At 69.0% G+C, this 23,279-nt stretch carries 23 protein-coding genes and 1 tRNA gene; 10 read left to right on the forward strand and 14 right to left on the reverse strand.

What is annotated here, in order from left to right; genetic code table 11:
- Nucleotides 1-98: 98 nt before the first annotated feature.
- The 5 genes from rplI to ACQY7V_RS01315 form a co-directional block, all read right to left on the reverse strand.
- Nucleotides 99-557: a 50S ribosomal protein L9 gene (rplI, locus tag ACQY7V_RS01295; RefSeq protein WP_154475576.1), complete on the reverse strand. Its 459-nt coding sequence runs from the start codon at nucleotides 555-557 to the stop codon at nucleotides 99-101.
- A gap of 18 nt (nucleotides 558-575) precedes the next feature.
- Nucleotides 576-818 (reverse strand): 30S ribosomal protein S18, encoded by a 243-nt coding sequence (rpsR, locus tag ACQY7V_RS01300; protein ID WP_006680614.1) that lies wholly within the window; start codon nucleotides 816-818, stop codon nucleotides 576-578.
- An 86-nt stretch (nucleotides 819-904) separates the two neighbouring features.
- A complete protein-coding gene (locus ACQY7V_RS01305; protein ID WP_184451312.1) occupies nucleotides 905-1,450 on the reverse strand; it encodes a single-stranded DNA-binding protein in 546 nt (181 codons plus the stop codon).
- 47 nt (nucleotides 1,451-1,497) lie between these two features.
- The gene (gene rpsF, locus ACQY7V_RS01310) at nucleotides 1,498-1,788 is read right to left on the reverse strand and encodes a 30S ribosomal protein S6 (RefSeq protein WP_184451313.1); all 291 of its coding nucleotides are present in this window, start codon (nucleotides 1,786-1,788) and stop codon (nucleotides 1,498-1,500) included.
- Nucleotides 1,789-2,023: 235 nt separating this feature from the next.
- Nucleotides 2,024-3,415 carry an MATE family efflux transporter gene (locus ACQY7V_RS01315; RefSeq protein WP_428638541.1) on the reverse strand — a complete coding sequence of 464 codons (1,392 nt, stop codon included), beginning with the start codon at nucleotides 3,413-3,415 and terminating at the stop codon, nucleotides 2,024-2,026.
- A gap of 372 nt (nucleotides 3,416-3,787) precedes the next feature.
- Here ACQY7V_RS01315 and dnaB point away from each other — a divergent pair, with 372 nt between their 5' ends.
- Nucleotides 3,788-5,131 (forward strand): replicative DNA helicase, encoded by a 1,344-nt coding sequence (gene dnaB, locus ACQY7V_RS01320; RefSeq protein ID WP_277298689.1) that lies wholly within the window; start codon nucleotides 3,788-3,790, stop codon nucleotides 5,129-5,131.
- Nucleotides 5,132-5,152: 21 nt separating this feature from the next.
- On the opposite strand, the gene rarD is transcribed toward dnaB, so the two are convergent.
- The 6 genes from rarD to ACQY7V_RS01350 all read right to left on the reverse strand — a co-directional run bounded on the left by rarD (nucleotide 5,153) and on the right by ACQY7V_RS01350 (nucleotide 10,903).
- The gene (rarD, locus tag ACQY7V_RS01325) at nucleotides 5,153-6,259 is read right to left on the reverse strand and encodes an EamA family transporter RarD (protein WP_428638543.1); all 1,107 of its coding nucleotides are present in this window, start codon (nucleotides 6,257-6,259) and stop codon (nucleotides 5,153-5,155) included.
- 107 nt (nucleotides 6,260-6,366) lie between these two features.
- Complete coding sequence (locus tag ACQY7V_RS01330) at nucleotides 6,367-6,588, reverse strand: hypothetical protein (RefSeq protein WP_154475566.1); 222 nt, start codon at nucleotides 6,586-6,588, stop codon at nucleotides 6,367-6,369.
- 506 nt (nucleotides 6,589-7,094) lie between these two features.
- Nucleotides 7,095-7,304 (reverse strand): cold-shock protein, encoded by a 210-nt coding sequence (locus ACQY7V_RS01335; protein WP_154475564.1) that lies wholly within the window; start codon nucleotides 7,302-7,304, stop codon nucleotides 7,095-7,097.
- A 370-nt stretch (nucleotides 7,305-7,674) separates the two neighbouring features.
- Nucleotides 7,675-7,758: transfer RNA gene (locus tag ACQY7V_RS01340), tRNA-Leu, on the reverse strand.
- 200 nt (nucleotides 7,759-7,958) lie between these two features.
- Complete coding sequence (locus ACQY7V_RS01345; protein WP_428638545.1) at nucleotides 7,959-8,744, reverse strand: CbiQ family ECF transporter T component; 786 nt, start codon at nucleotides 8,742-8,744, stop codon at nucleotides 7,959-7,961.
- Nucleotides 8,741-10,903: a DUF2232 domain-containing protein gene (locus tag ACQY7V_RS01350; RefSeq protein ID WP_428638547.1), complete on the reverse strand. Its 2,163-nt coding sequence runs from the start codon at nucleotides 10,901-10,903 to the stop codon at nucleotides 8,741-8,743. Before ACQY7V_RS01350 ends, ACQY7V_RS01345 begins: the two co-directional genes overlap by 4 nt.
- Nucleotides 10,904-11,159: 256 nt before the next feature.
- Between ACQY7V_RS01350 and ACQY7V_RS01355 the strand changes: the two genes are divergently transcribed.
- From ACQY7V_RS01355 to ACQY7V_RS01365, 3 genes are read left to right on the forward strand one after another with little or no spacing between them, the layout of a single operon-like run.
- Nucleotides 11,160-12,563 (forward strand): SLC13 family permease, encoded by a 1,404-nt coding sequence (locus tag ACQY7V_RS01355; protein ID WP_235361105.1) that lies wholly within the window; start codon nucleotides 11,160-11,162, stop codon nucleotides 12,561-12,563.
- A gap of 1 nt (nucleotide 12,564) precedes the next feature.
- Nucleotides 12,565-14,628, forward strand: a complete 2,064-nt coding sequence (locus ACQY7V_RS01360) for a sensor histidine kinase (RefSeq protein WP_320835868.1) — start codon at nucleotides 12,565-12,567, stop codon at nucleotides 14,626-14,628.
- Nucleotides 14,625-15,095 (forward strand): response regulator, encoded by a 471-nt coding sequence (locus ACQY7V_RS01365; protein ID WP_154475556.1) that lies wholly within the window; start codon nucleotides 14,625-14,627, stop codon nucleotides 15,093-15,095. The genes ACQY7V_RS01360 and ACQY7V_RS01365 overlap by 4 nt, the downstream gene beginning before the upstream one ends.
- 39 nt (nucleotides 15,096-15,134) lie before the next feature.
- Here the strand turns inward: ACQY7V_RS01365 and ACQY7V_RS01370 are convergent, their stop codons facing one another.
- Nucleotides 15,135-15,776: a hypothetical protein gene (locus ACQY7V_RS01370; RefSeq protein WP_154475554.1), complete on the reverse strand. Its 642-nt coding sequence runs from the start codon at nucleotides 15,774-15,776 to the stop codon at nucleotides 15,135-15,137.
- A gap of 96 nt (nucleotides 15,777-15,872) precedes the next feature.
- Complete coding sequence (locus ACQY7V_RS01375; protein WP_235361104.1) at nucleotides 15,873-16,625, reverse strand: nitroreductase family protein; 753 nt, start codon at nucleotides 16,623-16,625, stop codon at nucleotides 15,873-15,875.
- Between the two features lie 176 nt (nucleotides 16,626-16,801).
- Between ACQY7V_RS01375 and ACQY7V_RS01380 the strand changes: the two genes are divergently transcribed.
- The 4 genes from ACQY7V_RS01380 to ACQY7V_RS01395 all read left to right on the forward strand — a co-directional run bounded on the left by ACQY7V_RS01380 (nucleotide 16,802) and on the right by ACQY7V_RS01395 (nucleotide 20,687).
- A complete protein-coding gene (locus tag ACQY7V_RS01380; protein ID WP_154475550.1) occupies nucleotides 16,802-17,227 on the forward strand; it encodes a hypothetical protein in 426 nt (141 codons plus the stop codon).
- 210 nt (nucleotides 17,228-17,437) lie between these two features.
- Nucleotides 17,438-18,190, forward strand: a complete 753-nt coding sequence (locus ACQY7V_RS01385) for an ABC transporter ATP-binding protein (protein ID WP_303772856.1) — start codon at nucleotides 17,438-17,440, stop codon at nucleotides 18,188-18,190.
- Nucleotides 18,187-19,530, forward strand: coding sequence for an FtsX-like permease family protein (locus ACQY7V_RS01390; RefSeq protein WP_428638551.1), 1,344 nt, complete (start codon nucleotides 18,187-18,189; stop codon nucleotides 19,528-19,530). The genes ACQY7V_RS01385 and ACQY7V_RS01390 overlap by 4 nt, the downstream gene beginning before the upstream one ends.
- Nucleotides 19,531-19,820: 290 nt before the next feature.
- Nucleotides 19,821-20,687, forward strand: a complete 867-nt coding sequence (locus tag ACQY7V_RS01395; protein ID WP_235361033.1) for an HAD hydrolase family protein — start codon at nucleotides 19,821-19,823, stop codon at nucleotides 20,685-20,687.
- Nucleotides 20,688-20,808: 121 nt separating this feature from the next.
- Here ACQY7V_RS01395 and ACQY7V_RS01400 read toward each other — a convergent pair whose 3' ends face one another.
- Nucleotides 20,809-21,432 carry a hypothetical protein gene (locus ACQY7V_RS01400; protein ID WP_303774602.1) on the reverse strand — a complete coding sequence of 208 codons (624 nt, stop codon included), beginning with the start codon at nucleotides 21,430-21,432 and terminating at the stop codon, nucleotides 20,809-20,811.
- Between the two features lie 147 nt (nucleotides 21,433-21,579).
- On the opposite strand from ACQY7V_RS01400, the gene ACQY7V_RS01405 reads away from it, so the two are divergent.
- Together ACQY7V_RS01405 and ACQY7V_RS01410 are read left to right on the forward strand one after the other, a co-directional pair.
- On the forward strand, nucleotides 21,580-22,101 hold the full coding sequence (locus ACQY7V_RS01405) for a peptidylprolyl isomerase (protein ID WP_154475542.1): 522 nt from the start codon (nucleotides 21,580-21,582) through the stop codon (nucleotides 22,099-22,101).
- 73 nt (nucleotides 22,102-22,174) lie between these two features.
- The gene (locus tag ACQY7V_RS01410) at nucleotides 22,175-23,026 is read left to right on the forward strand and encodes a rhomboid family intramembrane serine protease (protein ID WP_428638554.1); all 852 of its coding nucleotides are present in this window, start codon (nucleotides 22,175-22,177) and stop codon (nucleotides 23,024-23,026) included.
- Nucleotides 23,027-23,279 lie beyond the last annotated feature (253 nt).

Below are 23,279 nucleotides of genomic sequence, written 5' to 3' on the forward strand. Positions count from 1 at the left end.
AACTAGGGCCCGATCCTTTCGGATCGGGCCCTCAGCGTCTCGATCAGCCCCTCGGAGCGACCTCTTCGCGTCAGAGGATCATGCCGACGGGATGAGCGTCACTCGGCGACGACGCGGACCTTGAGGTTCGCGGCGACCTCCGGGTGCAGGTTGACGACGACGGTGTAGTCGCCGACGGCCTTGATCGGATCGGCGATGATCACGCGGCGGCGATCGATCACCTTGTCGAGCTGGGCCTTGACCGCGTCGGCGATCTGCGCGCCGGACACGGCGCCGAAGAGGCGACCGGCCTTGCCGGCCTTGCCGGACACGGTGACGGGAGCGGCGGCCTGGAGGGCGTCGCGGAGCTCGCGGGCCTCATCGACGGTGGCGATCTCGTGGCGGCGACGGGCGGCGGCGATCTGATCGATCTGCTTCTGCGCGCCCTTCGTCCACTTGGTCGCAAGACCGCGGGGGACGAGGTAGTTGCGGGCGTAGCCCGACTTGACCTCGACGACCTCGCCGGCGTTGCCGAGAGTGGCGACGTCGCGGGTGAGGATGAGCTTGGTGGTAGCCATATCTGTATCCTTCCCCGATCAGCGGCCGGTCGACGAGTAGGGCAGGAGCGCCATCTCGCGGGCGTTCTTCACGGCGCGGGCGATGCGGCGCTGCTCCTGGACGGAGACGCCGGTGACGCGGCGCGCGCGGATCTTCCCGCGGTCGGAGATGAACTTGCGCAGGAGCGCGGTGTCCTTGTAGTCGATCGACTCGATCTTGGCCGACTTGAGCGGGTTGGCCTTCTTCTTGATGGGCTTGTTGCGAAGTTGAGGCTTCGCCATGGTGGTCTCCTTGGATCCGGGCGGGAATCGGTCCCGCCCCTGCATGTGATGTCTGCGTGGTCGATGCGGACTCGCGTCCGCGTCGATCAGAACGGCGGCTCGCCGAAGGGGGCGTCGCCCTGAGCGGACGGGCGCCACGGGTCGTCGGCGGTGCCGCCTGCGGGGGCGCCGTAGCTGGCCTGGTTCGATGCGCCGTAGGAGCCGCCCTGCGGGGCGCCCCCACGGTTCCCTCCCTGATATCCGCCGCGGCCCTGGCCGGAACCGGAGCGCTCGGTGCGCGACACCTGGGCGCGGGCCCAGCGGAGGCTGGGGCCGACCTCGTCGACGCGGAGTTCGACGACGGTGCGCTGCTGGCCGTTCCGGTCCTCGTAGGACCGCTGCACGAGGCTGCCCTGGACGATGACGCGCATGCCCTTGCGGAGCGATTCGGAGATGTTCTCAGCGAATTCGTTCCACGCGGAGCAGCGCATGAACAGGGCGTTGCCGTCCTCCCACTGGTTGGTCTGCCGGTTGAAGGTGCTGGGCGTTGACGCGACGGTGAAGTCGACGACCGCGGAACCGTTCGGCGTGAACCGGAGTTCCGGGTCGGCGGTGAGATTGCCGACGATCGTGATCTGGGTCTCTCGTGCCATTGCGTCTCCTCTTGGGCGGTGGGATGAGGGAAAGGGTGAACCTGGGCTCAGTGGGCGTCGGGGCGCAGGAGCTTGGTGCGCAGGATGGCCTCGTCGAGGCCCATGCGGCGGTTGAGCTCGAGCGCGACATCGGGAGTCGTCGTCATGTTGACGACGACGTAGATTCCCTCGGAGCGCTTGAGGATGTCGTAAGCGAGACGACGCTTGCCCCAGATGTCGACCTTCTCGACCGAACCGCCGTTGGCGGCGACGGGCTCGAGGTACTTCTCCATCATGGGGGCGACGGTGCGCTCGTCGATCGAAGGATCGAGGATCACCATCAGTTCGTAGTTACGCACGTTGCGTACCCACCTCCTATGGTCTTCGCGGTCACGGACGGTCCGTGACAGGAGGGTCATGCGTTCGCGGAGGCCGTCGGCCCCCGCTCAGGACCGCCTCGCGGGTGCGAGGGCAGTCCGAGGAGCAAGTCTAGTCGGATCGGGCAGTGCGGACCAGTCCCCGCGACGAGTTCTCGGCCACGTCTCCTCGGCGGCGTCGGGCCCCGGCCCTCGTCCTCGAGGCGGGGCGGCGTGCTCAGGCGGAGATCCCCAGGGGCCCTTTCGGCGAACGCCAGGTGCGGTGCATGTTGAAGGCGAAGCGCGCGCCCATGTAGACGAGTCCGTACGCGGCCCACGCTCCGCCGACGATGAAAGCGGGCCCGGCGCCGCCCTCGCGGGCGAATTCCACCGCGGCGAGGGCCGGCATGAGGATCGCGAGCTGCACGAGCGCGACCTTCGCGAAGAAGATGTTGTCCCCCGCGCCGAGCAGGACGCCGTCGAGCATGAAGACCACCGCGCTGATGGGCATCGAAGCGCAGGACACCAGCAGCCCGATGGTGGCGATCGGGCGGACCGCCGGATCGGAGCCGAAAAGAAGGGGCGTCCAGGGGGAGGTCGCGGCGATGAGGACCCCCAGGAGGAGGCCTGCGCCGATCCCGCATCGGGTCAGGATCCGCAGAAGCTCCTTCAGGGCGCTCCTATCGCCCCGTCCGATCGCGAGCCCGACGAGCGATTGAGCGGCGATCGCCAGGGCGTCGAGGATGAAGGAGGACAGGGTCCACGTGGCCAAGACGACCTGGTAGGACGCGAGCGCCTCGGAGCCGATGCGTGAGACCGGCCAGATCGTCGCCAGTCCCGCGGTCCTCAGCGCGAGGCCGCGCAGCACGAGGGGCGCGCCCTCCTTCGTGGCGCCGAGGATCCCGGCTCCGCTCGGGGCGAGGGCGACGCCGGCCTTGCGGGCCTGGGTGCGCAGGATCGCGAGGTAGACGCCCGCCATGGCGAGCTGAACGATCGAGGTCCCCAGGCCCGAACCCGCGACCCCCATGCCGATCCCGTACATGAGGGCGGCGTTGAGGCCGACATTGAGGACGGCGCCCAGGCTCGTCACGAGGAGCGGGGTCTTCGTGTCTTGGAGCCCGCGCAGAGTGCCGACTGTGGAGAAGCCGATCAGCATGCCGACGATGCCGGGTGCGCTGGCCCGCAGGTAGGCGATCGCGTGGGCCGCGACCCGGGGGTCGGGCGTCATGCGGTCCACGAGGGCGGGGGCGGCCCAGGCGAGCAGCACCGCGCCGCCGAGTCCGAGTCCGAGGGCGAGCCAGGACGCGTCGACGCCGACCTGGAGGGCCTTCTTCTTGTCGGAGGCCCCGAGCGCGCGGGCGGTGAGGGAGGTCGTGGAGTAGGCGAGGAAGATGAAGAGGACGACGAGGGTCTGGAGGATCTGGGATGCCAGGGAGAGGGCGGCGAGCTGGGGAGTTCCCAGGTGGCCGACCATTGCGGAGTCGATGAGCGTGAACAGGGGTTCGGCGATCAGTGCGCCCAGGGCGGGGATCGCGAGGGAGAGGATGCGGCGGAGCAGATGGCGTGACGCCCCGGCCCGACCTTCAAGTCCGGGTTGAAGGTCAGTCGCTTCTGCGCGAGGTTCATCCACGAATTTCGTCTCCGATTTCCTTCCACATTCTGTGTGCACAGCTGTGGACAATTCTGTGATTACAAGTGTCGGAATCGTGCGGGAAACCCGAGGCCCGTCGTCCGCGTCCCCGGGAGGGTCGATGAGGGTTACCCACAAGGCCTGTGGAGGACGCGCCGTGTTTTCCACACCCCGTCCCCAGGTTATCCCCATTCGACCAGAGGTTCAGAGTGCGGGGGGCGGTCCTCGAGGCTGTACTCTCGCGTGTGCGCGACCCCCGTGCGCCCTCGTCCCGGCACTGCCCCTGAACGAGGGCCCTGGAGCCGACGCGCCCGCGAACGCCCTCGTCAGAAGCTGTACGGGGCGCGGATCAACAGGGAAGGACGTGGAGAGGTGTCTGAGGAATTCGACCGCACACCGCCGCAGGACATCGATGCGGAGATGTCCGTCCTCGGCTCGATGATGCTGACGACCGACGCGATCGTCACCGTCACCGAGGAGATCCGCGGAGCTGACTTCTACCTGCCCAACCACGAGATCATCTTCGATGCGATCGTCGACCTCTTCGGGCAGAACGAACCCGCCGACGCGATCACCGTCGCGGGCCACCTCCAGCGCGCCGGCACCCTGACGAAGGTCGGCGGCGCCGCCTACCTCCACACCCTCATCGCCTCGGTGCCGACCGCCGCGAACGCCGGATACTACGCCCGCATCGTCCGCGAGAGGGCCATCATGCGCCGCCTCGTCACCGCGGGCACGCGCATCGTCCAGCTCGGCTACGCCGACGCGGGCGGCGAGGTCGAGGAGATCGTCGAGCAGGCCCAGTCCGAGATCTACGCCGTCTCCTCGGAGCGCTCCTCGAAGGACTACGTCTCCATGGAATCCATGGCGCACAGCCTGCTCGAGCACCTCGAGGACATCCAGGACTCGAAGGGCAAGCTCCAGGGCGTTCCCACGGGATTCACCGACCTCGACGCCCTCACCCAGGGCCTGCACGGCGGCCAGATGATCATCGTCGCCGCGCGCCCCGCCATGGGCAAATCGACCCTCGCCCTCGATTTCTGCCGATCCGCATCGATCAAGCACGGCATCACCTCGCTCATCTTCTCCCTGGAGATGAGCCAGCAGGAGATCGCGATGCGCATGCTCTCCGCCGAATCCGGCGTCTTCCTGTCGAAGATGCAGTCGGGCTCGATGACGGACCAGGACTGGAGGCGCGTGTCGAACACGGTCGCCAAGATCGCGAATGCGCCGCTCTACGTCGACGACTCGGCGAACATGACGATCACCGAGATCCGGGCCAAGTGCCGCCAGCTCAAGCAGCAGCACAACCTCGGGCTCATCGTCATCGACTACCTCCAGCTCATGACGAGCGGCCGCCAGGTCGAGTCCCGCCAGCAGGAGGTCTCGGCGATGTCGAGGAATCTCAAGCTCCTCGCCAAGGACATCGACGTGCCCGTCGTCGCCGTCGCGCAGCTCAACCGCAATTCCGAATCGCGCAACGACCGCAAGCCGATGATGTCGGACCTGCGCGAGTCGGGTTCGCTCGAGCAGGACGCGGACATCATCATGCTCCTCCACCGTCCCGAGTACTACGACAAGGAGGATCGTCCCGGCGAGGCCGACATCATCGTCGCCAAGCACAGGAACGGTTCGACGGACACGATCCGCGCCCTCTTCCAGGGGCACATGGCCCGCTTCGTCAACTACACGGGGCGCGAGGAGCCGCAGGACTGAGGATCCGCGGGGCCTGTCCCTTCAGCCCTCCCGGTCCGCGCTCCCGCCCTCGGCCGTTCCGCCCTTGGCCGTTCCGGGCTCATCGTCTCGCGGGACCGAAGGGTCGTCGGCTCCGACCGGGTCCGCGCTTGCGCCCTCGTCCCCTTGCGCCCGCGCGCTCGTGGCCCCGGCGGCACGCAGGAGTCGGCGCCGTCTGCGGGATGCGAGCAGGACGTCGAAGGTCAGGATCGCGAGCGCCGCCCAGACGACCGCGCTCGCGATCCAGCGGGCCGTCTGCATCTCCTCGTGGAAGATGGCGACGCCGATGAGCATCTGGAGGCCCGGCGAGACGTACTGGATGAATCCGAGCGTTCCGAGGGTCAGTCCCTTCGCGGCGGCTGCGAACATGATGAGGGGGATGACTGTGATGAGCCCGGCCCCGATGAGGAGCGCGAGGTGGGCCGCAGGGCTGATTGGCGCCTCGGCGCCCTGCGTGAGAAGGGCCTGGAAGGAGGTGCGGCTCTTCGCGGCGAGGTAGCCGTAGTAGGCGAGGAGGATTGGCGCGACCGTCGCGGTTTCGACGGCCATTCCCGCCAACGGGTCGACTTTCGCGGCGAGGTCCTTCTTCACCAGTGAATAGAGGGCGAAGGAGAAGGCGAGTGCGAGGGAGATCCAGGGGAGCTCGCCCTGGGCGAGCAGGAGGATGAGGACCGCGAGGGCGCCGAGGGCGAGGGCCGCGCCTTGAAGGCGGGAGATGCGCTCCCTGAGGACGATGAGTCCCAGTGCGACGGTGACGAGCGGATTGATGAAGTAGCCGATCGCGGCGTCGACCGTGTGACCGGTCTGGATCGCGAAGACGTAGGTCGACCAGTTGACGACGATGAGGACGCCCGCGAGGGCGAGGCGGGCCAGGACCTTCGGCTCCGCGGCGGCGGCCTTGAGCATCTTGAAGCGCCCGAGGATCGCGAGGGCGAGGGCGCACCAGGCGAGACCCCATACGGCCCGGTGGACGATGACCTCGACGGCCCCCGCGGGTGAGAGGAGGTGGAAGTAGAGGGGGAAGAATCCCCAGATCACGTACACGCTCAGACCGAGGGCGAGTGCGCGGGGTTCGTTGCGGCCGCTATTCGGTGCGGGCTGTCGTGTCATCGCTCTGCCTTCGGACGAGGGTGGGAGGGGGAATGAAAAAGCGCGACGCCGTGCGTCGCGCGAGTCGTGCGGGGGCGCGCATCCTTGCGCGCCCCGGAATGAGCGTGTCAGTTCTTGCCGGACTGAGAGATCGCGTAGGCGGCGGGCGCGAAGAGGGCGGCGGTCAGACCGACGAGGGCGGCGATGACGGCGGAAACGGTCGAAGAGGCGTTGATGGCCGCGGTCACGCCGAGAACGGCGAGGAGGACGACGGCGAGGACGAGGCCGGTGAGGTCCGCGGTCTTCTGCCAGGCGGCGGGGGTGACTTCGGACTTGACGATGTGATCCATGGGGTTCTTCTTTCGGTCAGTGCTCGCGAAGCACTGACCGTGCCCCGCACAGCAGCGTGTCAGTTCGCTTCCCCGGGTGGACTGGAATCGTTTCCGATCGGCTGCCCACCTGTTTCAGCACCTACGAATGTAGCAAGGGTTCATGGGCGGAATCCAGTGATGAGCATGAGATCACACGGGGTTCGCAGGCGCGATGCGGGTCTGAGGCGGCGGCGGAGCTGAGCGCTCCGTTCAGGATCGTGGCGACAAGTCGGACAGGAGTCCGGGGGTGTGTGGCGACAACTCGAACATCGCATGTTGCGAGCGCAGCCATTCGCGCAGGTCAGTGGGATTTGCCTGCTCTGATGCTGCTCAGAGTGCCCGAGTTGTAGTCACGTGCGCGCGGGGATTGTCCGAGTTGTTGACGGGCGGTGAGCCCTGTCGCAGCCCCCAAGGCCCCACCGGGCTGAATGCGCGTGTCCCCCTGGCCGAAGGCCAGGGGGACACGCTTCGTTCAGGGGCGAGGATCAGCCGAGGCGCTGAATGTTCTCGGCCTGAAGGCCCTTCGGGCCCTGGGTGATCTCGAACTCCACCTTCTCCTCTTCGAACAGGGTGCGGCGGCCGCCATCCTGAACGATGTTGGAGAAGTGGGCGAAGACATCGGCGGAACCGTCATCGGGGGTGATGAAGCCGTAGCCCTTTTCGTCGTTGAACCATTTCACGACACCAGTGGTCATGGGTGTTTCCAATCTGCATGCCCGTCATGGGCGGTGGGCCGGATCCGAACGGAGCCCGGCATAGTGACCGAAGCTCCTGCACCACCGCACTGCGAGATACTGCATTGAAACCGCGTTCCTACGGACTTAACGCTACAGCATGGAATCGGATCCGCGGGCGTGAGAGAGGTCTCGTCCCCTGATCGTCCTCGAGCGGGAGCGGCATCCGGGCCCTCGGCGGCCGAGCCCGAAGCCGGATCAGGAACCGGGGATGAAGGCGGACGGAGGATCGAAGCCCCGGGCGGACTCGGGGGCGCGACGAAGGATGAAGGAAAAGGAAGAGGAGCTGAAAAGCGGAGGGGGCCGCCCCGGGCGACCCCTTCCTCATGCGTGCGCGAGAGGGGAGTTGAACCCCTACCCCATCACTGGGACACGGACCTGAACCGTGCGCGTCTGCCTATTCCGCCACTCGCGCGTGTCGAAAGACATTGAGAAGGCTACGGACTCGAGGGCGGAGCCGTCAAATGGCGCGAGGCCCGGATCCGTTTTCAGGCTGAAGATCACAGGGGCTCCAAGGCCCGGAACGCCGCGTCGGCCCACCAGTCGGGGTGCTCGGCTCGCCTGCGCCCGGAACGCGGGAACCATCCCCCACCAGAAGATGTGCGCGGCGACGATTCACCAGAAGACGCGCACGGCGACGATGCCGACGATCGCGCAGATCCCCGCGAGAGCGGCACCGAGGTCGGCCGGGGCGAAACGCTTCCGACGATCGTCAAGGGGCTCGAGGCCGCCGCGCATCGACATGGCGCGTCCCGTGTCCCGCGCGGATCGCGACGCCGCGGAGAGGCACGCGGTCGTGATGTCGACGCCGAGGCGCAGGAGCGTCCCGGGGGTCGCCCGGGTCCACTCGGGCCCCATGCGCAGCTTCGCCGTTTCGATGACCGCCTGGGCCTGGTCGGAGACGACGGGCAGCGCCCGCAGGGCGAGGTTCATGACTCGCGACCACTCGTCGACCGGCGCCCCGATGCGCCCGAGGGGGCGGATGAGGGTGCGCAGCCCGTGCGCGATCCTCGTCGTGGGTGAGCTCCACAGCAGCAGTGAGGTCCCCCAGACGATGACGAGGCCCAGTGCCGCAAGCCGGATGAAGTACCAGAGGCCGCCGCCCAGAGCCGCGCCGATGAGGCCGCCGATCAGTCCGCTCCAGAACCAGGAGGGAGGGATCGGGATCGCGCTCGCGGGCGCCCTGACGAGGAGCGTTCCGAGCGTCAGAAGGGCGGCGACGATCCCGATCGACGGCCATGTCGGCCATACGAGCAACAGGGTCGTGAGGGCCGTCCAGGTGAGGATGAGGACTTCGGCCCGGACCTTCTTCAGGGGCGCGGGGCCCGGGAGGGCGCGCGGGAGGAAGAAGCCCGCCCGTCTCCTCCTGCGGGGCCCGGCCTGAGGCGCCTGCGCGTTCATGCGAGGACTCCCCGGGCCAGGGTGAGGCGCTCATCGCACAGGCCGACCAGGCCCGAGTCGTCGTGGGAGATGATGACGAGGCCGAGCCCGGACCGCCTGCGCCGTTCCAGGATGTCGATGAGGATCGCGCGCGATTCCGCGTCGAGTCCGGCGAAGGGCTCGTCGAGGACGAGGGCGACCGGGTCGGAGGCGAGGAGGCCGGCGAGGGCGACGCGCCGCATCTGGCCGCCCGAGAGGGCGTCGACATTGCGACGGGAGAGCTCCTCGGGCAGGCCGACCTCGGCGAGGGCCGAGGCGATGAGCTCCCGCGCCCTCGCGGAGTCGGGGGCGCGGCCCTTGCGCCCTCGTCCGCTGCCGACGGAGGGGCCGTAGCCGGCGGCGGAGAGGATGTCGAGGCCGACCGTGGGGCGCTGGAGTTGGAGGCGGGCGAATTGCCTGGAGAGCCCGACCTCGCCGATGCGCCTCGTGACGGGAACGCCCCCGAGGGTGCAGCGGCCCGAAGTCGGCGATTGCAGGCCGACGAGGATGCGCGCGAGGGTGGACTTCCCGGAGCCGTTCTCCCCGGTGATGAGCAGGGCTGATCCGGGGGAGACGATGCAGCTCGCATCGGACAGGACGAGGCGCTCCCAGGGGGTGCCCGGGTTGTAGGAGTGGGTGACGCGGTCGGCCCACAGGTGCTCGATCACGCCGGTCAGTGCGGGCGGGGCCACGGCCGCCGATGCGGGCGAAGGGGCGGCTGGTGTGCCCGTTCCGCCCGTTCCGGTCGGGGGCCGGCCCTTGTCGCGCCCGTGATCGGCCTCTTGCGCAGCCGCGGCCGCGACCGCGGCGGCGCTCCCGGTCGAGCGCGGTGCGCCGCTCCTCGTCCCCTCGTGGAGGAGCCGCCCGCCCTCGAGCCTGATGATGCGGCTCGCGGTCGCCGCTTCGGCGGGATCGTGGGTGATGTGGACGACGGCGGTCCCGGAGGCGGGCAGGGCGCTCAGGATCTCGAGGAGTTCGGCTCGGCCCCTCGGGTCGATCATCGCCGTGGACTCGTCGGAGATGAGCAGGGCGGGGCGGCGTGCGAGGGCGCCGGCGAGGGCGAGGCGCTGGAGCATTCCGCCCGAGAGGTGGCGCGGCGCGACCTGCGCCTGGCCGCGCAGGCCCACGAGGTCGAGCAGGGCGTCGAGGTCGACGTCGGCGCGCTCCTCCTCGTTCATCCCCCAGACGACGTCCTCGGCGACGGTGTCCCCGAGGAATTGCGTTTCGGCGCGTTGGGCGAGGATCGCGGTGCCCCCGGCCCGGCCCAGTCCTGCGCCGCCCGGCCGGATCACGCGCCCCCGGGTCGGCGAGGCTCCCGCGAGGATGAGGGCGAGGGTCGACTTCCCGGAGCCATTGGGCCCCACGATGACCGTGAAACCCGAATCGATGTCGAGATCGATGTCCGACAGGGCGGGGGCGTCGGAGCCCGGATACGCGTAGCCGACCCCTCTGAGGCGGAGGGGGAGCGGGCCCGGGAGCCCCGGCGCCTTCATGGCCTCTTCGAGCGGATCGGATCCGTCGGCGAGGTCGAGGCGCTCGAGGACGCGCGAGAGCAGCCAGTGCGCCGCGAGGAGGAGGAGCGCCAGGCGGAGTCCGCTCAGCGCGGGCGCCCAGATCCACCAGTGGGCGATGAAGGCGTCGACCCGGCTCTTGGCGAACTGCGCGGATCCGTCCAGGCCCGGGAGCCTCCCGACGAGTTCGAGATAGCCGTTCATCGAGGTGCGCGCGGATTCGAGGGCGAGTTCGCGGGCGGATTCGAGGAGGGTGAGGAGGGCGAGCGCGCCGAGGGCGCCGACGATCGCCACGAGGAGGGCCGTGAGGGAGACTGCGAGGGCCGCGGCGCCCTTGCGGCGCAGTGCGCCGACGACCAAGGCGATCGCGCTGACCTGGGCGATCGTCCACGCGGTCGAGATCCCGCCGACGGCTCCGGACAGGAGGAGGGCGACGAGGGCGGTGGCGAAGGCCGTCCGCGGGCGCATGCGCGATGCGACCATCGCGATCGGAATGGCCGCGCCGATGCGGAAGAAGAGCGCGAAGACGGGCAGTGCGGATGAGCCGAGTCCGAGGGCCGCGGCCAATCCGGCGAGGATCCCCGCGGTCGCGATCTCCACGGGCGCGAGCGGGGTCCGTCGGCCAGTCATGCCCTTAGTGTGCACCGGCCGGGCGCGCCGGGCACATCGGCCGACCTCCCCGCCGGATACGCGGATCTGGGCCACTGGTCCCAGATGGGCTGCGATGAGGGCGTTCGGGGCGGGATCGGGGATGCTGTTCGCACGACGGGCGCGTGATTCACGGCATACTCTTGGCGGAGCAAGGTCGCTTCAGACAACGAGGTCTCGATCAATGACACGCTCCCACCGGACCCACTTCAAGGTCAATCCGCGCTCCGCGACGAACATGACGACCCGTCAGAAGAAGGAGAAGGACGGGCTGAGCCCGGTGAAACTCTTCGGGCAGGTCGGCGCCCTCATCGCGATCATCGTCTTCCTCTTCGTCCAGCTGCCCGGCCTCGGCGTCGAGGGCTCGCGGATGTTCGGCATCTTCCTCGCGGCGATCCTCCTGTGGGTGACCGAGGCGATCCCGCTGTCCGCGACCGCCGCCCTCGTGATCTTCCTCGAGGTCCTCTTCGTCTCCAACAAGGCGCTCCTGCCGGTCGGCGAGGAGGCCCCCGCCTACACGAGCTTCTTCGGGGCGCTCGCCAATCCCGTGATCATCCTCTTCCTCGGCGGCTTCATGCTGGCCGACGGCGCCGCGAAGTACAAGGTCGACCGCGCGCTCTCCGCGGTCCTCCTCAAGCCCTTCCTCGGCAGGCCCCGCCTCACCGTCATGGGCGTCATGCTCATCACCGCGCTCATGTCCATGTTCATGTCGAACACGGCGACGACGGCGACGATGTTCGCCGTGATGATGCCGGTCATCATGGCCCTTCCCGAGGGCGGGGCGAGGACGGGCATCGCCCTGTCGATCCCGGTCGCCGCGAACGTCGGCGGCATGGGAACGCCGGTCGGCACCCCGCCCAACGCGATCGCCCTCGGCGCCCTCCAGAGCGCCGGGATCTCGGTGACCTTCCTCGAGTGGATGCTCGCGGCGGTCCCGCTCATGCTCGTCGTCCTCGCCGTGTCGTGGCTCTTCATCTCCTGGCGCTACGTGCCCAGGGATGCGAAGTTCGAGATCGACACCTCGGCGAAGTTCGACACCTCGCGCAACGCGAAGATCTTCTACGTCGTCGCGATCCTCACGATCCTCCTGTGGATGACCGAATCCCTGCACGGGATCTCCTCCAACATCGTCGGCTTCCTCCCCGTCGTCGCCCTCATGGTGACGAAAGTGATGGGCGGCGACGACCTGCGCGCCCTCGACTGGCCGGTGCTGTGGCTCGTCGCAGGCGGCATCGCCCTCGGCTCGGGCGTCGGCTCGACGGGACTGGACGCCTGGCTCCTCGGCTCGATCCGTTGGGAGACGATCCCGACGGTCCTCCTCATCCTCACCCTCGCCCTCGTCGGATGGGTGACCTCGAACGTCATCTCGCACTCGGCCTCTGCGAACCTCCTCGTGCCGATGGGCATGGGCCTGGCGATGACGATCTCGACGCCCGCCGCCCAGATCGCGATCGTCCTCGCGCTCGGCTGCTCGCTCGGCATGTGCCTGCCGATCTCGACCCCGCCGAACGCCATCGCCTATTCGACGGGGACCACCCCGACCCGGGAGATGGTGGTCGTCGGCGTCGTCGTCGGCGTCGTCGGCGTCCTCCTGCTCGCCTTCGTCGCACCGCTCACCTGGGGCCCGCTCGGAGTGATCTGACATGGGCGAGTACGACGAGCCGCCGAGGGCGGGGGAGTCCGCCTGGGAGCGCGCGAACGTGCGCGAGGGCGGGCATCGTCCGGGCCGTCGGATCCACGTCCTCGTCATCGGTGATGATTCGAGGGGCTTCGCCCGCTCACTCGCCGCGGACCTGGCCGAGTCCTTCCCCAATGTCTGCCTCGACCGGATCGACGGGGCGGAGGACCTGCGTCACTACGACGCCACATTGGCGCCGGACGACCACGTCGTCCTCGGGGTGATCACCTCGGAGGTCGCCGACATCGACGCGGCCCTGGAGCTCATGGACGCCTTCCCGATCCTCGAGCCCACGCGCTGGCTCGTCGTCACCGACGAGACGACCCATTCGGACCTGTGGAAGTCGACGACTTCGGGCCGCTTGTCCTCGGTCCTCACCGTCCCCTGGAGGGTCCCCCTCCTCGCCGGTCAGGCCTATTCGGCGATGGTCCGGCACATGCTGGCAGATGGGCGGACCCGTGAACAGATCGTCGAGATCCTCGGGGAGGCCCCCGACATCGCCGTCCGCGGCCCTCTGCTCAAGGGATTGGATCTTCCCGAGGGCGAAGTGGTCCGACGGCTGCTCGAGGGCGTCGAGAAGGTGCTGGGGCGCCGACCGCGCCTCATCGTGCCGGTGGGCACGGACCTGGCCGTTCAGGGGCAGCCCGTCGGGGCGGTTCATCTCGTCCTCGACGGGAGGGTCTCGCTCCACAGGGATTCGATGCGCGGCGAAGTCCTCGCCCATCACGCGACCTCCGGCCCCCTGATCGGACTCGTCTCCCTGGCGAGGGGGGAGAACGCATTCTTCACGGCGGTGACGACGACGCCGACCCGCGTCGTGCGCCTCACTCATGAGCAGCTCGAGATCGCGCTGCTCGAAGAGCCCTCACTCGCGACGCCCCTCGCCGCGCTGGCGATCCAGTCCCTGACCCGTCGGCTCATGCGCGCCGAGGACCTCCATCTCGAGAATGCGATGCTCGCGGCCGACCTCGAGGCTCAACGCGAAGCGCTGGAGATCGCCCTCGAGGACCTGCGGCGCACCCGCGCGGAGCTGGTGGAAAAAGCGCGCTTCGCGATGCTCGGCGAGCTGTCGGCGGGCATCGCCCATGAACTCAACAATCCGGTGACCGCGCTCGCGCGTTCGGCCGAGCACCTCGGCGAGGACGTCGAACGGGTGCTCGCCTCGTCGAAGGGCCTCGAAGCCGCCCGATTGTCCATGCGGGCCTCCCTCGAGGCCCCGCCGCGTTCGACCGCGCAGGAACGCGAATTGGCGAAGGAGTTCCTTCCCCTCGTCGACGGTGATCGGCGCCTGGCCAGGAGGCTCGTGCTCGCGGGCGTTAGCGACCCGCGCCAGGCGAGGGTCTTGAAGGAGGCCTCGGCCGGTGATCTTGAAGTCGTCGAATCGGGGGCGAGGATCGGTTCGTCCCTGCGCTCCGTCCTCGCGGCCGCCGAGCGGGTTGTGGACCTCACGCGCTCGCTCAAGGGCTATGCGAGGCCGGAGGCCGCCGACCTTCAGCCCGTCGACGTCGCCGAGGGGATCGACGACGTCCTCCGCCTCACCGCCTACCGGATGCGCGGCATCGAGGTGATCCGGGACATCACCGAGTCGCCGAGGGTCCTCGGTCACGCTTCGAAGCTCCAGCAGGTGTGGACGAATCTCCTCGTCAACGCCGCAGAAGCCCTCGAGGATGAGCGCGAGGACGTCGACGCCCGGCGGAGGGCCGGCGAGGATTGCGCGCCCGCGCGCGGCGGGGCGCCCGCGACGATCACGGTCGCGGTGCGTGAGGAGGGCGCTTGCGTCCGCGTCGAGATCTCGGACAACGGGCCGGGGGTCCCGCCCGAGATCGTCGAGAAGATCTTCGAACCGCATTTCACGACGAAAGCGGGCCGCGTCCGTTTCGGCCTCGGCATGGGGATGTCGATCGTCCGCTCGATCGTCGCCGACCACCACGGCACCATGCGGATCGAATCCGAACCGGGGCGGACCGTCATGTCCGTCTCGCTTCCCGCACTCCCGGAATCATCGAACCGACCGGAGGAAACACCATGACACTCACCATTCTCTCCCTCGAAGACGAGGCCGACGTCCGGGAGGCCCTTGAAAGGGACCTCGAGGACTTCTGGGGAAGGATCCGCCTGGAGATCGCCGAGGACGCCGATGATGCGTGGGCGGCGGTCGAGGAGATCGCGGCGGACGGGGACGAGCTCGCCCTCGTCCTGTCCGACCACAGGCTTCCCGGTCGTTCGGGCGTCGATTTCCTCGTCGAACTCGTGAAGGACCCGCGTTTCACTTCAACGCGGACGGTCCTGGTCACCGGCCAGGCGGACCAGGACGACACGATCCGGGCTCTGAATGAGGCGGGCCTGGACCACTACATCGCCAAGCCCTGGGATCCTGAGCGCCTGAGGCGGGTCGTGCGCGATCAGTTGACGGAGTTCGTCCTCGAGGAGGGCATCGATCCTCTGCCCTATCTGCCGCTGCTGGACGGCGTCCGCGTCATGGAGGCCATCCGCTGAGGAGGCGGGTCCGGGCCTGCGGGGCGCGAGTACCGCCGCTCACTGCGCCTTCGAGTCCGTCGCGAAGGCCGGGCCCTCGAATCCTGAGGAGCCGAGGACGGTGAAGATCCGATCCATGAGCTCCATCGGATCTGCGAGCCCGTCCGCGACCTCCTCGTGCCGGATCTCGATGGCCGCCATGCCGTTGAGGTCCCGCACGGGTTCGGTGGTGAAGCGCGAAGCGAGGAGGATGTCGGCCTCCTCGAGGTCGTCGGGAGATCCGAAGAACCATGTCGAGGCGCTTCGAAGGCCTTCGACCTCGCCGATCCACATGTGCGTGAGGATGATGCGCCGACCCGCCCTGGGGAAGGCCGTGCCGACCCGGGCGAAGAGCGAGATCTTGCCCGAGTCCGGGCCGAGGGAGTCTTCGAGCAGGGCGTAGGCGTAGGCCCCGATGCCGCGAAGGGTGAGCGCATCGGCCAGCTCGCCGAGGCGCTCATCGTCGAAGGGCTCGTCGGCGAAGTAGATCCCCTCTCCGCGCAGGGGTTCGCCCGAACCGAGGATCGCGATCTCGAAACCGGCGTCGGCCAGGGCGTCGCGCACCGAAGCGATCTCGTGCTCCGGGAAGGGGTGGAGCACGGCGGCGTTCGCGCTGTGGCGTTCGATGAAGACGTATGCGGAGAAGCCGGGCGGCGAGGACATGCCCCCATCGTAGGGCGGGGCGTCGGCATCACCGGTCCCGGGGCGCGCTCGCCCCTCCCTTCGGCCGGGTTCCGCCGAGGGCGGCCGGGGCCGGGGTCACTCCAGGGCGAAGCCCTGTTCGTGGAGGACCTCCAGCATCGGCGACACGTGGGCGCCGCCGATCCCGATCTTCGTCCGGACGAGCGTCGTGAAGGACTCGACGCGCGTCGACGCGTCGCGCAGATCGTAGTAGTCCCGGACCTCCTCGTCGTAGTCCGCGAGCGCCTCGGAGTAGGAGGCGATCCGGGGATAGGAGTTCTCGGAGACGATGAGGTCGAGGGGCAGGCGCGGCTTGAACTGGGGGTCCTGCGCGGGCCTGCCCACGAGGAGGCCGACGATCGGGAAGGTGAGCGGGGGCAGGGCGAGCGCGTCGATCACGGCCCTCGGATCGGCGAGGATCGACCCGAGGTAGCAGGTGCCCAGGCCCATCGACTCGGCGGCGACGACGACGTTCTGCGCGGCGAGCAGGGAATCGTGCAGGGCCGTGATGAGCAGGTTCGCCCGGTGCAGGGGCGCGTCCGCGACCCCGCCCTCGGCGCGGATCCGCGAGTTGCGGTACTGGTCGGCGATGAAGACGAGGAGCTCTCCCCGGTCCCCTCCGACGTAGGGCTGCCCGGATGCGCGGTGGAGGCGCTCGCGGACTCCGGGATCCGTGACGCGGATGATCGTCGTCTGCTGGAGGAAGGAGGATGAAGCGGTGTGGCGCGCGACTTCGAAGAGCGTGGTGAGCTCCTCGTCGTCGAGTCCGCCGGGCTCGAAGGCCCGGAATGTCCGGTGCCCGAGTTGGGCGGTGATCGTGGTGTTCTCGATGGGCGCGTGCGTCCGTTCGCGAAGTGCATCCGAGGGGGTGGTCATCGATCGTCCTTTCCTCATGTCCGTCTTCATTGTTGCGCGTTTTCCGGGATTCCGGGCGAGCGAGGGCGGGTGTCCGGCGGACGGTGCGCCGACTTTTCCGTCGTGCAGAAGCAGTGTCTAGAATGAGGGCTGTGATTAAGCGATCCTTCACCTCTGTCCTGTCCGTCGCGGCCATCGCCGCCCTCGCCCTCGCCGGATGCTCCTCGAAGACGGCGAACGATGCCGAGCAGTCGGCCGCCGCGGCCGCCGAATCGGCTGTTGCGGCCGCGAACGCCGCGCAGTCCGAGCAGCTCACCATCACCAAGACCCCCGAGTCGATCAACGGCGGCCAGGTGATGCTTCCGATCAAGCGCAACCTGCTCTTCACGGTCAAGGCGGATGCGGAGAAGTGGACTGCGTCCATCGCCGATCCCTCGATCGCGGAATTCATCGCGGGCGACGCCGCGACCCCGCCGACCATCCACCCGCTCGCCGAGGGCGAGACCACGGTCGATCTCACCGGCCCCGACGGGACGACGATCTCCTTCGCGCTCATCGTCACCCCCGGAGCCCGCTGAACCGGACTTCGCGCGCAAGGCGCAGGGAGGGCCGCATCCTGAGGATGCGGCCCTCCCCCTGCATCCACGAGGGGCTGCGAGGGCTTCGGGTGATCCCCGGGCGCGTTCAGGGATGAATGGGGGAGCGCAGGGGGCTGTCCCCAATGGTGCGGATCCGCCGTCAGGAGGGACAGTGGAAGCATGAACATCACCGCAGAACACACCCGATCCATGTCGCAGGGCGCGCCGGAAGGCGCCCCCCGGGGGAGCATCGCCGTGCGCGGACTCGTCAAGACCTACCAGCGCGAAGGCGTCGCAGTCCCCGCCCTCAGGGGAGTCGATCTCGACATCGCGGCCGGCGACCAGGTCGCCCTCATGGGCCCCTCCGGTTCGGGCAAGTCCACCCTCCTCCACTGCCTCGCGAGCATCCTGCGGCCCACCTCGGGGAGCATCGAGGTCTCCGGCGTCGAGGTCGCCTCCCTGTCCGAACGCGCCAATTCCGATCGCCGTCTGCGCTCCTACGGCTTCGTCTTCCAAGACGGTCAGCTCCTCCCCGAACTCCCCTGCGAGGAGAACGTCGCCCTGCCGCTCATGCTTCTCGGACGCCGTCGCGCCGAGGCGATCGCGCACGCTCGGACCCTCCTCGCGCGCCTCGGCTGCGAAGGCCTCGGCGCCTTCCGCCCGGGGCAGCTCTCCGGCGGACAGGCCCAGCGCGTCGCCATCGCCCGAGCGCTCGTGACCTCTCCGGAGATCGTCTTCGCCGATGAGCCGACGGGCGCTCTCGATCAGAAGACCGGTGCGGAGGTGATGAGCGTTCTGAAGGGGGCCTGCGCCGAAAGCGGTGCGACCCTCGTCCTCGTCACTCACGATCCCGGTGTCGCGCGCGGGCTCCGCCGCACCCTCGGGATGCGCGACGGCCTCATCGACTTCGATTCGGATGCGCCCGCCGCGGGCGCCCCGCAGCAGGAGGCGGGCGTCCGATGAGCGCATGCCGCGTCGCCGCGGGAGCGCTGCTGCGCTCCAGAGACGCCTCGACCTCGATCCTCACGATCCTGTCCTTCGCGCTCCCCCACGCGATGCTCCTCGCAGTCGCGGGCGGGGTCTCGGCGTTCCGGGAACGCGCGGCCGCAGGCGTCGGGGCGGACCCCGATCTTGCGCAGCTGTACATCGTCTTCGCGGGTTTCGCCGCGGTCCTCCTCATCGTCCCGATTCTCACGATGGGCGCCGCGGCCGCGCGTTTGGGGATGACCCGCCGCGCCGAGAACCTCGCGATCCTGCGGCTCATCGGCCTCAGCCCGAGCGCCGCCCGCCTCGCCTGCGTCATCGACACCCTCGTCCACGCCCTCGTCGGGACCCTCATCGGCACCCTCGTCTACCTGCTGACCCTGCCCGCCTGGGGCTTCTTGCACTTCCAGGGGCTCGCGATGCGGGTCTCCGAGATGCTGCTCCCCGCGCACCTCCTCCTGGCGGGCATTCTCCTCATGGCCGTCCTGGCCGCAGCCAGTTCGTGGATCGCGGTGCGCCGCGCTTCGATCTCCCCGCTCGGCGTCGCCCGGAAGCAGCAGGCGAACGGAGCTTCGAAGATCGCGGTCCTCGTCTTCGCCGGCCTGGTCCTCGCGTGGCTCGTCGTGGGCGGGGTCGTGCTCAAGTCGCTTCCGCAGAGCTTCGCCTTCGCGGTCGTCCTCATCATCCTCGGCCTCATCTTCGCGGGCGTGAACGCCTTCGGCGCGTGGTCGGTCGGTCTGCTCGGCAGCCTGATGGCGAGGACCGCGAGGACTCCGGCGAGCCTCATCGCGGGGCGCAGGCTCGCCGAGGACCCGAAGTCCGTCTGGCGCTCCTTCTCCTCCGTCGCCCTGGTCGGATTCATCGTCGGCTGCGTCTATCCGGTCGCCGCCCTCGTCGTCCAGACGGGCGATGGCTCGACCTCCCTCCTCCTCCAGGACATCCGCACGGGGCTGCTCCTCACGCTCGGGATGAGCGTCGCGCTCGCCGCGGTGTCCACGGCCGTCAATCAGGCCTCGCGTCTCCTCGACACGATGCAGGAGGTCCGCTCCCTCGCCCGGGCGGGCGCTCCTTTGTCGGTCCTGGACCGTGCGCGCCGCAGGGAGATCCTCCTGCCCGCGCTGCTGATCATCGGCGGCGCCATGGGGATCGGCTTGTCCTTCCTCAGCCCGGTCGGGGTCGGCGCGCATGCGACGATCGTAATGGCCGCGACTCTGACGGGGTTCCTGCTGGGCGCCGTTCTCGCGATCCTCCTCGCCTCGGAGTCGACGCGGCCGCTGCGCGCCCGACTCCTGAAGGAGAGGGTCATCGAACGCTCCTGAGCCGAGGTCATCACCTTTCTTCATCGAGGGGATGCGGCGCCCGCTCGGACCATCGGTCCGGACGGGCGCCGCTCTCCAATCAGTGTCCGCGCGTCAGTGGAGGATGCGCGACAGGAACTCCCGCGTAGCGGGTTCCGCCGGATCGTCGAGCCCGGTCCTTGATCTCGCGCACGAGGGCGGGGCCGACCTTCAGTCCCCTGAGACGTCCCGTCGCACCGGCCCCCGGACGGTTCGGCGCCCCTGCGCGGGCCTTCTTCGCGCGGGGCGGGCGAATCGGGGAGAATCGCCTCATGAACACGCCCACGGACCTCTCGACGCTTCCCGAAGACATCGATCTGCGCCTGGTTGCGGTCGACATGGACGGGACCCTGCTCGACGACGGCAAGAACTTCCCTCCGGCCCTCGACGCTCTGCTCGACGCCCTCGATGATCGGGGGGTCGTCTTCGCCCCCTCGTCCGGGCGGCAGGTGTGGACGCTGCTCGACATGTTCCCCGGACGGCCGGGAATGACGGTCATCGGCGAGAACGGCGCGATCGTCATGAAGGACGGGCGCGAGGTGTCCTCGAGCCCGGTCGATCACGCCACGATCCGTCGGGCGATCGCGCTCGTGCGCGAGGCGGTGGCCGACGGCCTGGACGGCGGGCTCGTCATGTGCGGGAAGAAGTCGGCCTACGTCGAACGGGCCGATGATCGCTTCGTCGAGGGCGTCCTGCCCTACTACCACCGGACCGAGAAGGTCGAGGATCAGCTCGTGGTCCTCGAGCGCATCGAATCCGGAGAGCTCGATGACGACATCGTCAAGCTCGCGGTCATGTGCCTCGACGAGGTGCTCCCCCTGGCGGAGCGGACCCTCGCGCGCTTCGCCGACACCCACCAGTACGCGGTTTCGGGCCGCAACTGGGCGGACCTCCAGATCCGGGGGGTCGATAAGGGGCGGGCCGTGCGCGCCCTCCAGGCCGAGATCGGGGCGAGCCGCGACCAGACGGCGGCCTTCGGGGACTTCCACAACGACATCTCCATGCTCAGGGAGGCGCGCTGGTCCTTCGCGATGGCGAACGCCCATGTCGAGGTCGTCGAGGAGGCCGCTTACATCGCGCCGTCGAACAACGACGACGGCGTCGGCTCCGTCCTCAGGCGGATCCTCGGCATCGACTGAGCGTCTGAGCATCGGGTGCGCTTCGCGAGAGGCGGAGCCGCTGATGAGAGCGGTGCCCCCGGACCGGAGTCCGGGGGCACCGTGAGTCTCGACGATTCCGCGTGAGTCCGCGGAGGGCCGCTCAGGACTCGTCTTCGAGGCGCGCCTGCTCGACGCCCTCGACCTTCTCCGCCGGGGCGTCCGGCACCGGGGACTCGGCTTCGAGGTCGGCCCAGTACTCCTCGGCCCAGGGGTCCTCGATCGGCTGGCTGCGCTTCCACAGGACGTAGCCGACGCCGGCGACGGTTCCCGCCAGGGCCGTCCACCCGATCGCGCGCAGGAAGCGGCGCTTCTTGCGCACCTTCCGCGTCGGGGTGACGAGGGCGAGCTGAGAGGCTGCGCCCGCCTTGCGGGCGCGGTCGACGAGGGGCCCTTCGGATGCGAGGGCGGCGCCGCCCTCGGTGATGGCGCGGTTGAGGCGGGGCAGGTAATCCTCGACCAGGTCCGCGCGCGCGTGCTCGATCGCGGGGCGGGCGCGGTCGACCGCGGCCTGAGCGCGGTCGGCGGCATCCTCCACGACGGGGGTTGCCCTCTCAATGGCGTTCGCCAGGGCGGCCTGAGCGCGCGGAGCGGCCCAATCGACTCCCTGTTCGGCCAAGTCGGCGGCCTTGACGGCTACGCGCCCGGCCTGGACGGCCAGCGCATCGCGAAGCTGGGCGGCCTCGGCGAGCAGCTTGTCCGTGTCGAAGTTCGGCGTATTGCCCATGATGTCTCCGAATCCGTGTCAAGAGGTCGACGCGAAAGCGCCGCTTCCTTCTATTGTGCAACGAAGCGGTGTGATCTGCAGCCCACCGGGCGACCTGAAAGCCGCCGAGTCCGTGCCGCCGGACTCGGAATCTGCGAGCATGGGGGCATGGAAGCAACACTGCACACCAATAAGGGTGACATCGTTCTCGAACTCTTCCCCGACCATGCGCCGAATACGGTCAACAACTTCGTGACCCTCGCCCGCGGCGAGCGCGAATGGCTCGATCCGCAGACCGGGCAGAAGACCGCCCGCCCGCTCTACGACGGCACGATCTTCCATCGCGTGATCTCCGGATTCATGATCCAGGGCGGCGACCCGCTCGGCACGGGCACCGGCGGTCCGGGCTACACCTTCAACGACGAGATCCACCCCGAGCTCAACTTCAACGAGCCCTACCTCCTCGCCATGGCGAACGCCGGCAAGCGCATGGGCAAGGGGACGAACGGCTCCCAGTTCTTCATCACCGTCGCTCCCACCCCGTGGCTCCTGGGCAACCACACGATCTTCGGCAAGGTCGTCGATCAGGCCTCGAAGGACGTCGTCGATGCGATCGCAACCGCGGCGACCGGGCGCAACGACCGCCCCGTCGAGGATGTCGTCATCGAATCCGTGACGATCGTCGACTGAAAGCCCCCATCGTCAGAACTTCGGGGCGGGGCGAGGCCCCGCCCCGAAGCCGTCCAAGCCCGAGGAGCTGTTGATGCCGATTCCCGAGTACGGCATGCGTTCGGACGCGAGCGCCGCCCCCGAATGCCCGCGGCATCCGGGGGCGCGGTCGGTCGACTACTGCAAGCGGTGCAATCGGCCGATGTGCATCGACTGCCTGATCCGCACTGAAGTGCGTTCGATCTGCGTCGATTGCGCGGGCCGACGTCCGCGGGCCGCCTCCGGGGCCCCCGTGGTCACCTACGCCTTCATCGGGGCCTGCGTGCTCGCCTACCTGGCGAGCTTCGCGTCCCCCGCGGTTCAGCAGGCGCTGGCCTTCACCCCCGCGGTCGGCTACGTCCAGCCGTGGCGCTTCCTGACGACCGCCTTCCTCCATTCGGGCCTCTTCCACATCGCCTTCAACATGCTCGCCCTCTTCTGGGTGGGTTCCGCCCTCGAACCGCTGCTGGGCCGGTGGAGGTTCGCGTCGGTCTACCTGCTCTCCGCGATCGGCGGCTCCCTCGCGGTTCTCGCATGGGTGCTCGTTCAGCCGATGACTCTGCACGTCGCGACGGTCGGCGCTTCCGGCGCGGTCTTCGGCCTTTTCGGCGCGGTCTTCGTCCTTCAGAAGGAGGCGGGGCTCGATACGCGCTCGGTCGTGGCCCTTCTGGCGATCAACCTCGTGTACGGCTTCATCGCCTCGGGGATCTCCTGGCAGGCGCACCTCGGAGGGCTGGCGGCGGGTGTCTGCGTCGCCTGGATCCTCGTGCGCCAGGCCAGGCCGAAGCCCGGCGTGACGGCGCGTTCACAAGAGCTCAAGGCTCTGTGGATAACGTGTGGATTGTTCCTCGCCGAAGCGGCCGCGATTGCACTCTCCTACCGGGTGCTCTTCGAGGTTTACGGCTGATTCCCGCGGAATATTAGGAAACCCCCGCCTTTGCGCCTCATGAGCGAGGCGGGGAATCACACTCGTGTCATTCATCCCCAGGTGTGGATTCTCCTGTGGATATCCACCTGTGCGCCCCGTTTCGGGGGCCTCGGAGCCCCGGAGGGACCCGCCCGTCGCGCATACCGCATCGCCTCGAACCGGGGCCGGCATCCCCCGGCCCCGGGATCCACGAGCGCGATACAGGGCCGGGCCCCGAAGGCGATGCCAGATC

The organism is Schaalia sp., from assembly GCF_050312375.1.
GTDB lineage: Bacteria > Actinomycetota > Actinomycetes > Actinomycetales > Actinomycetaceae > Pauljensenia > Pauljensenia hyovaginalis.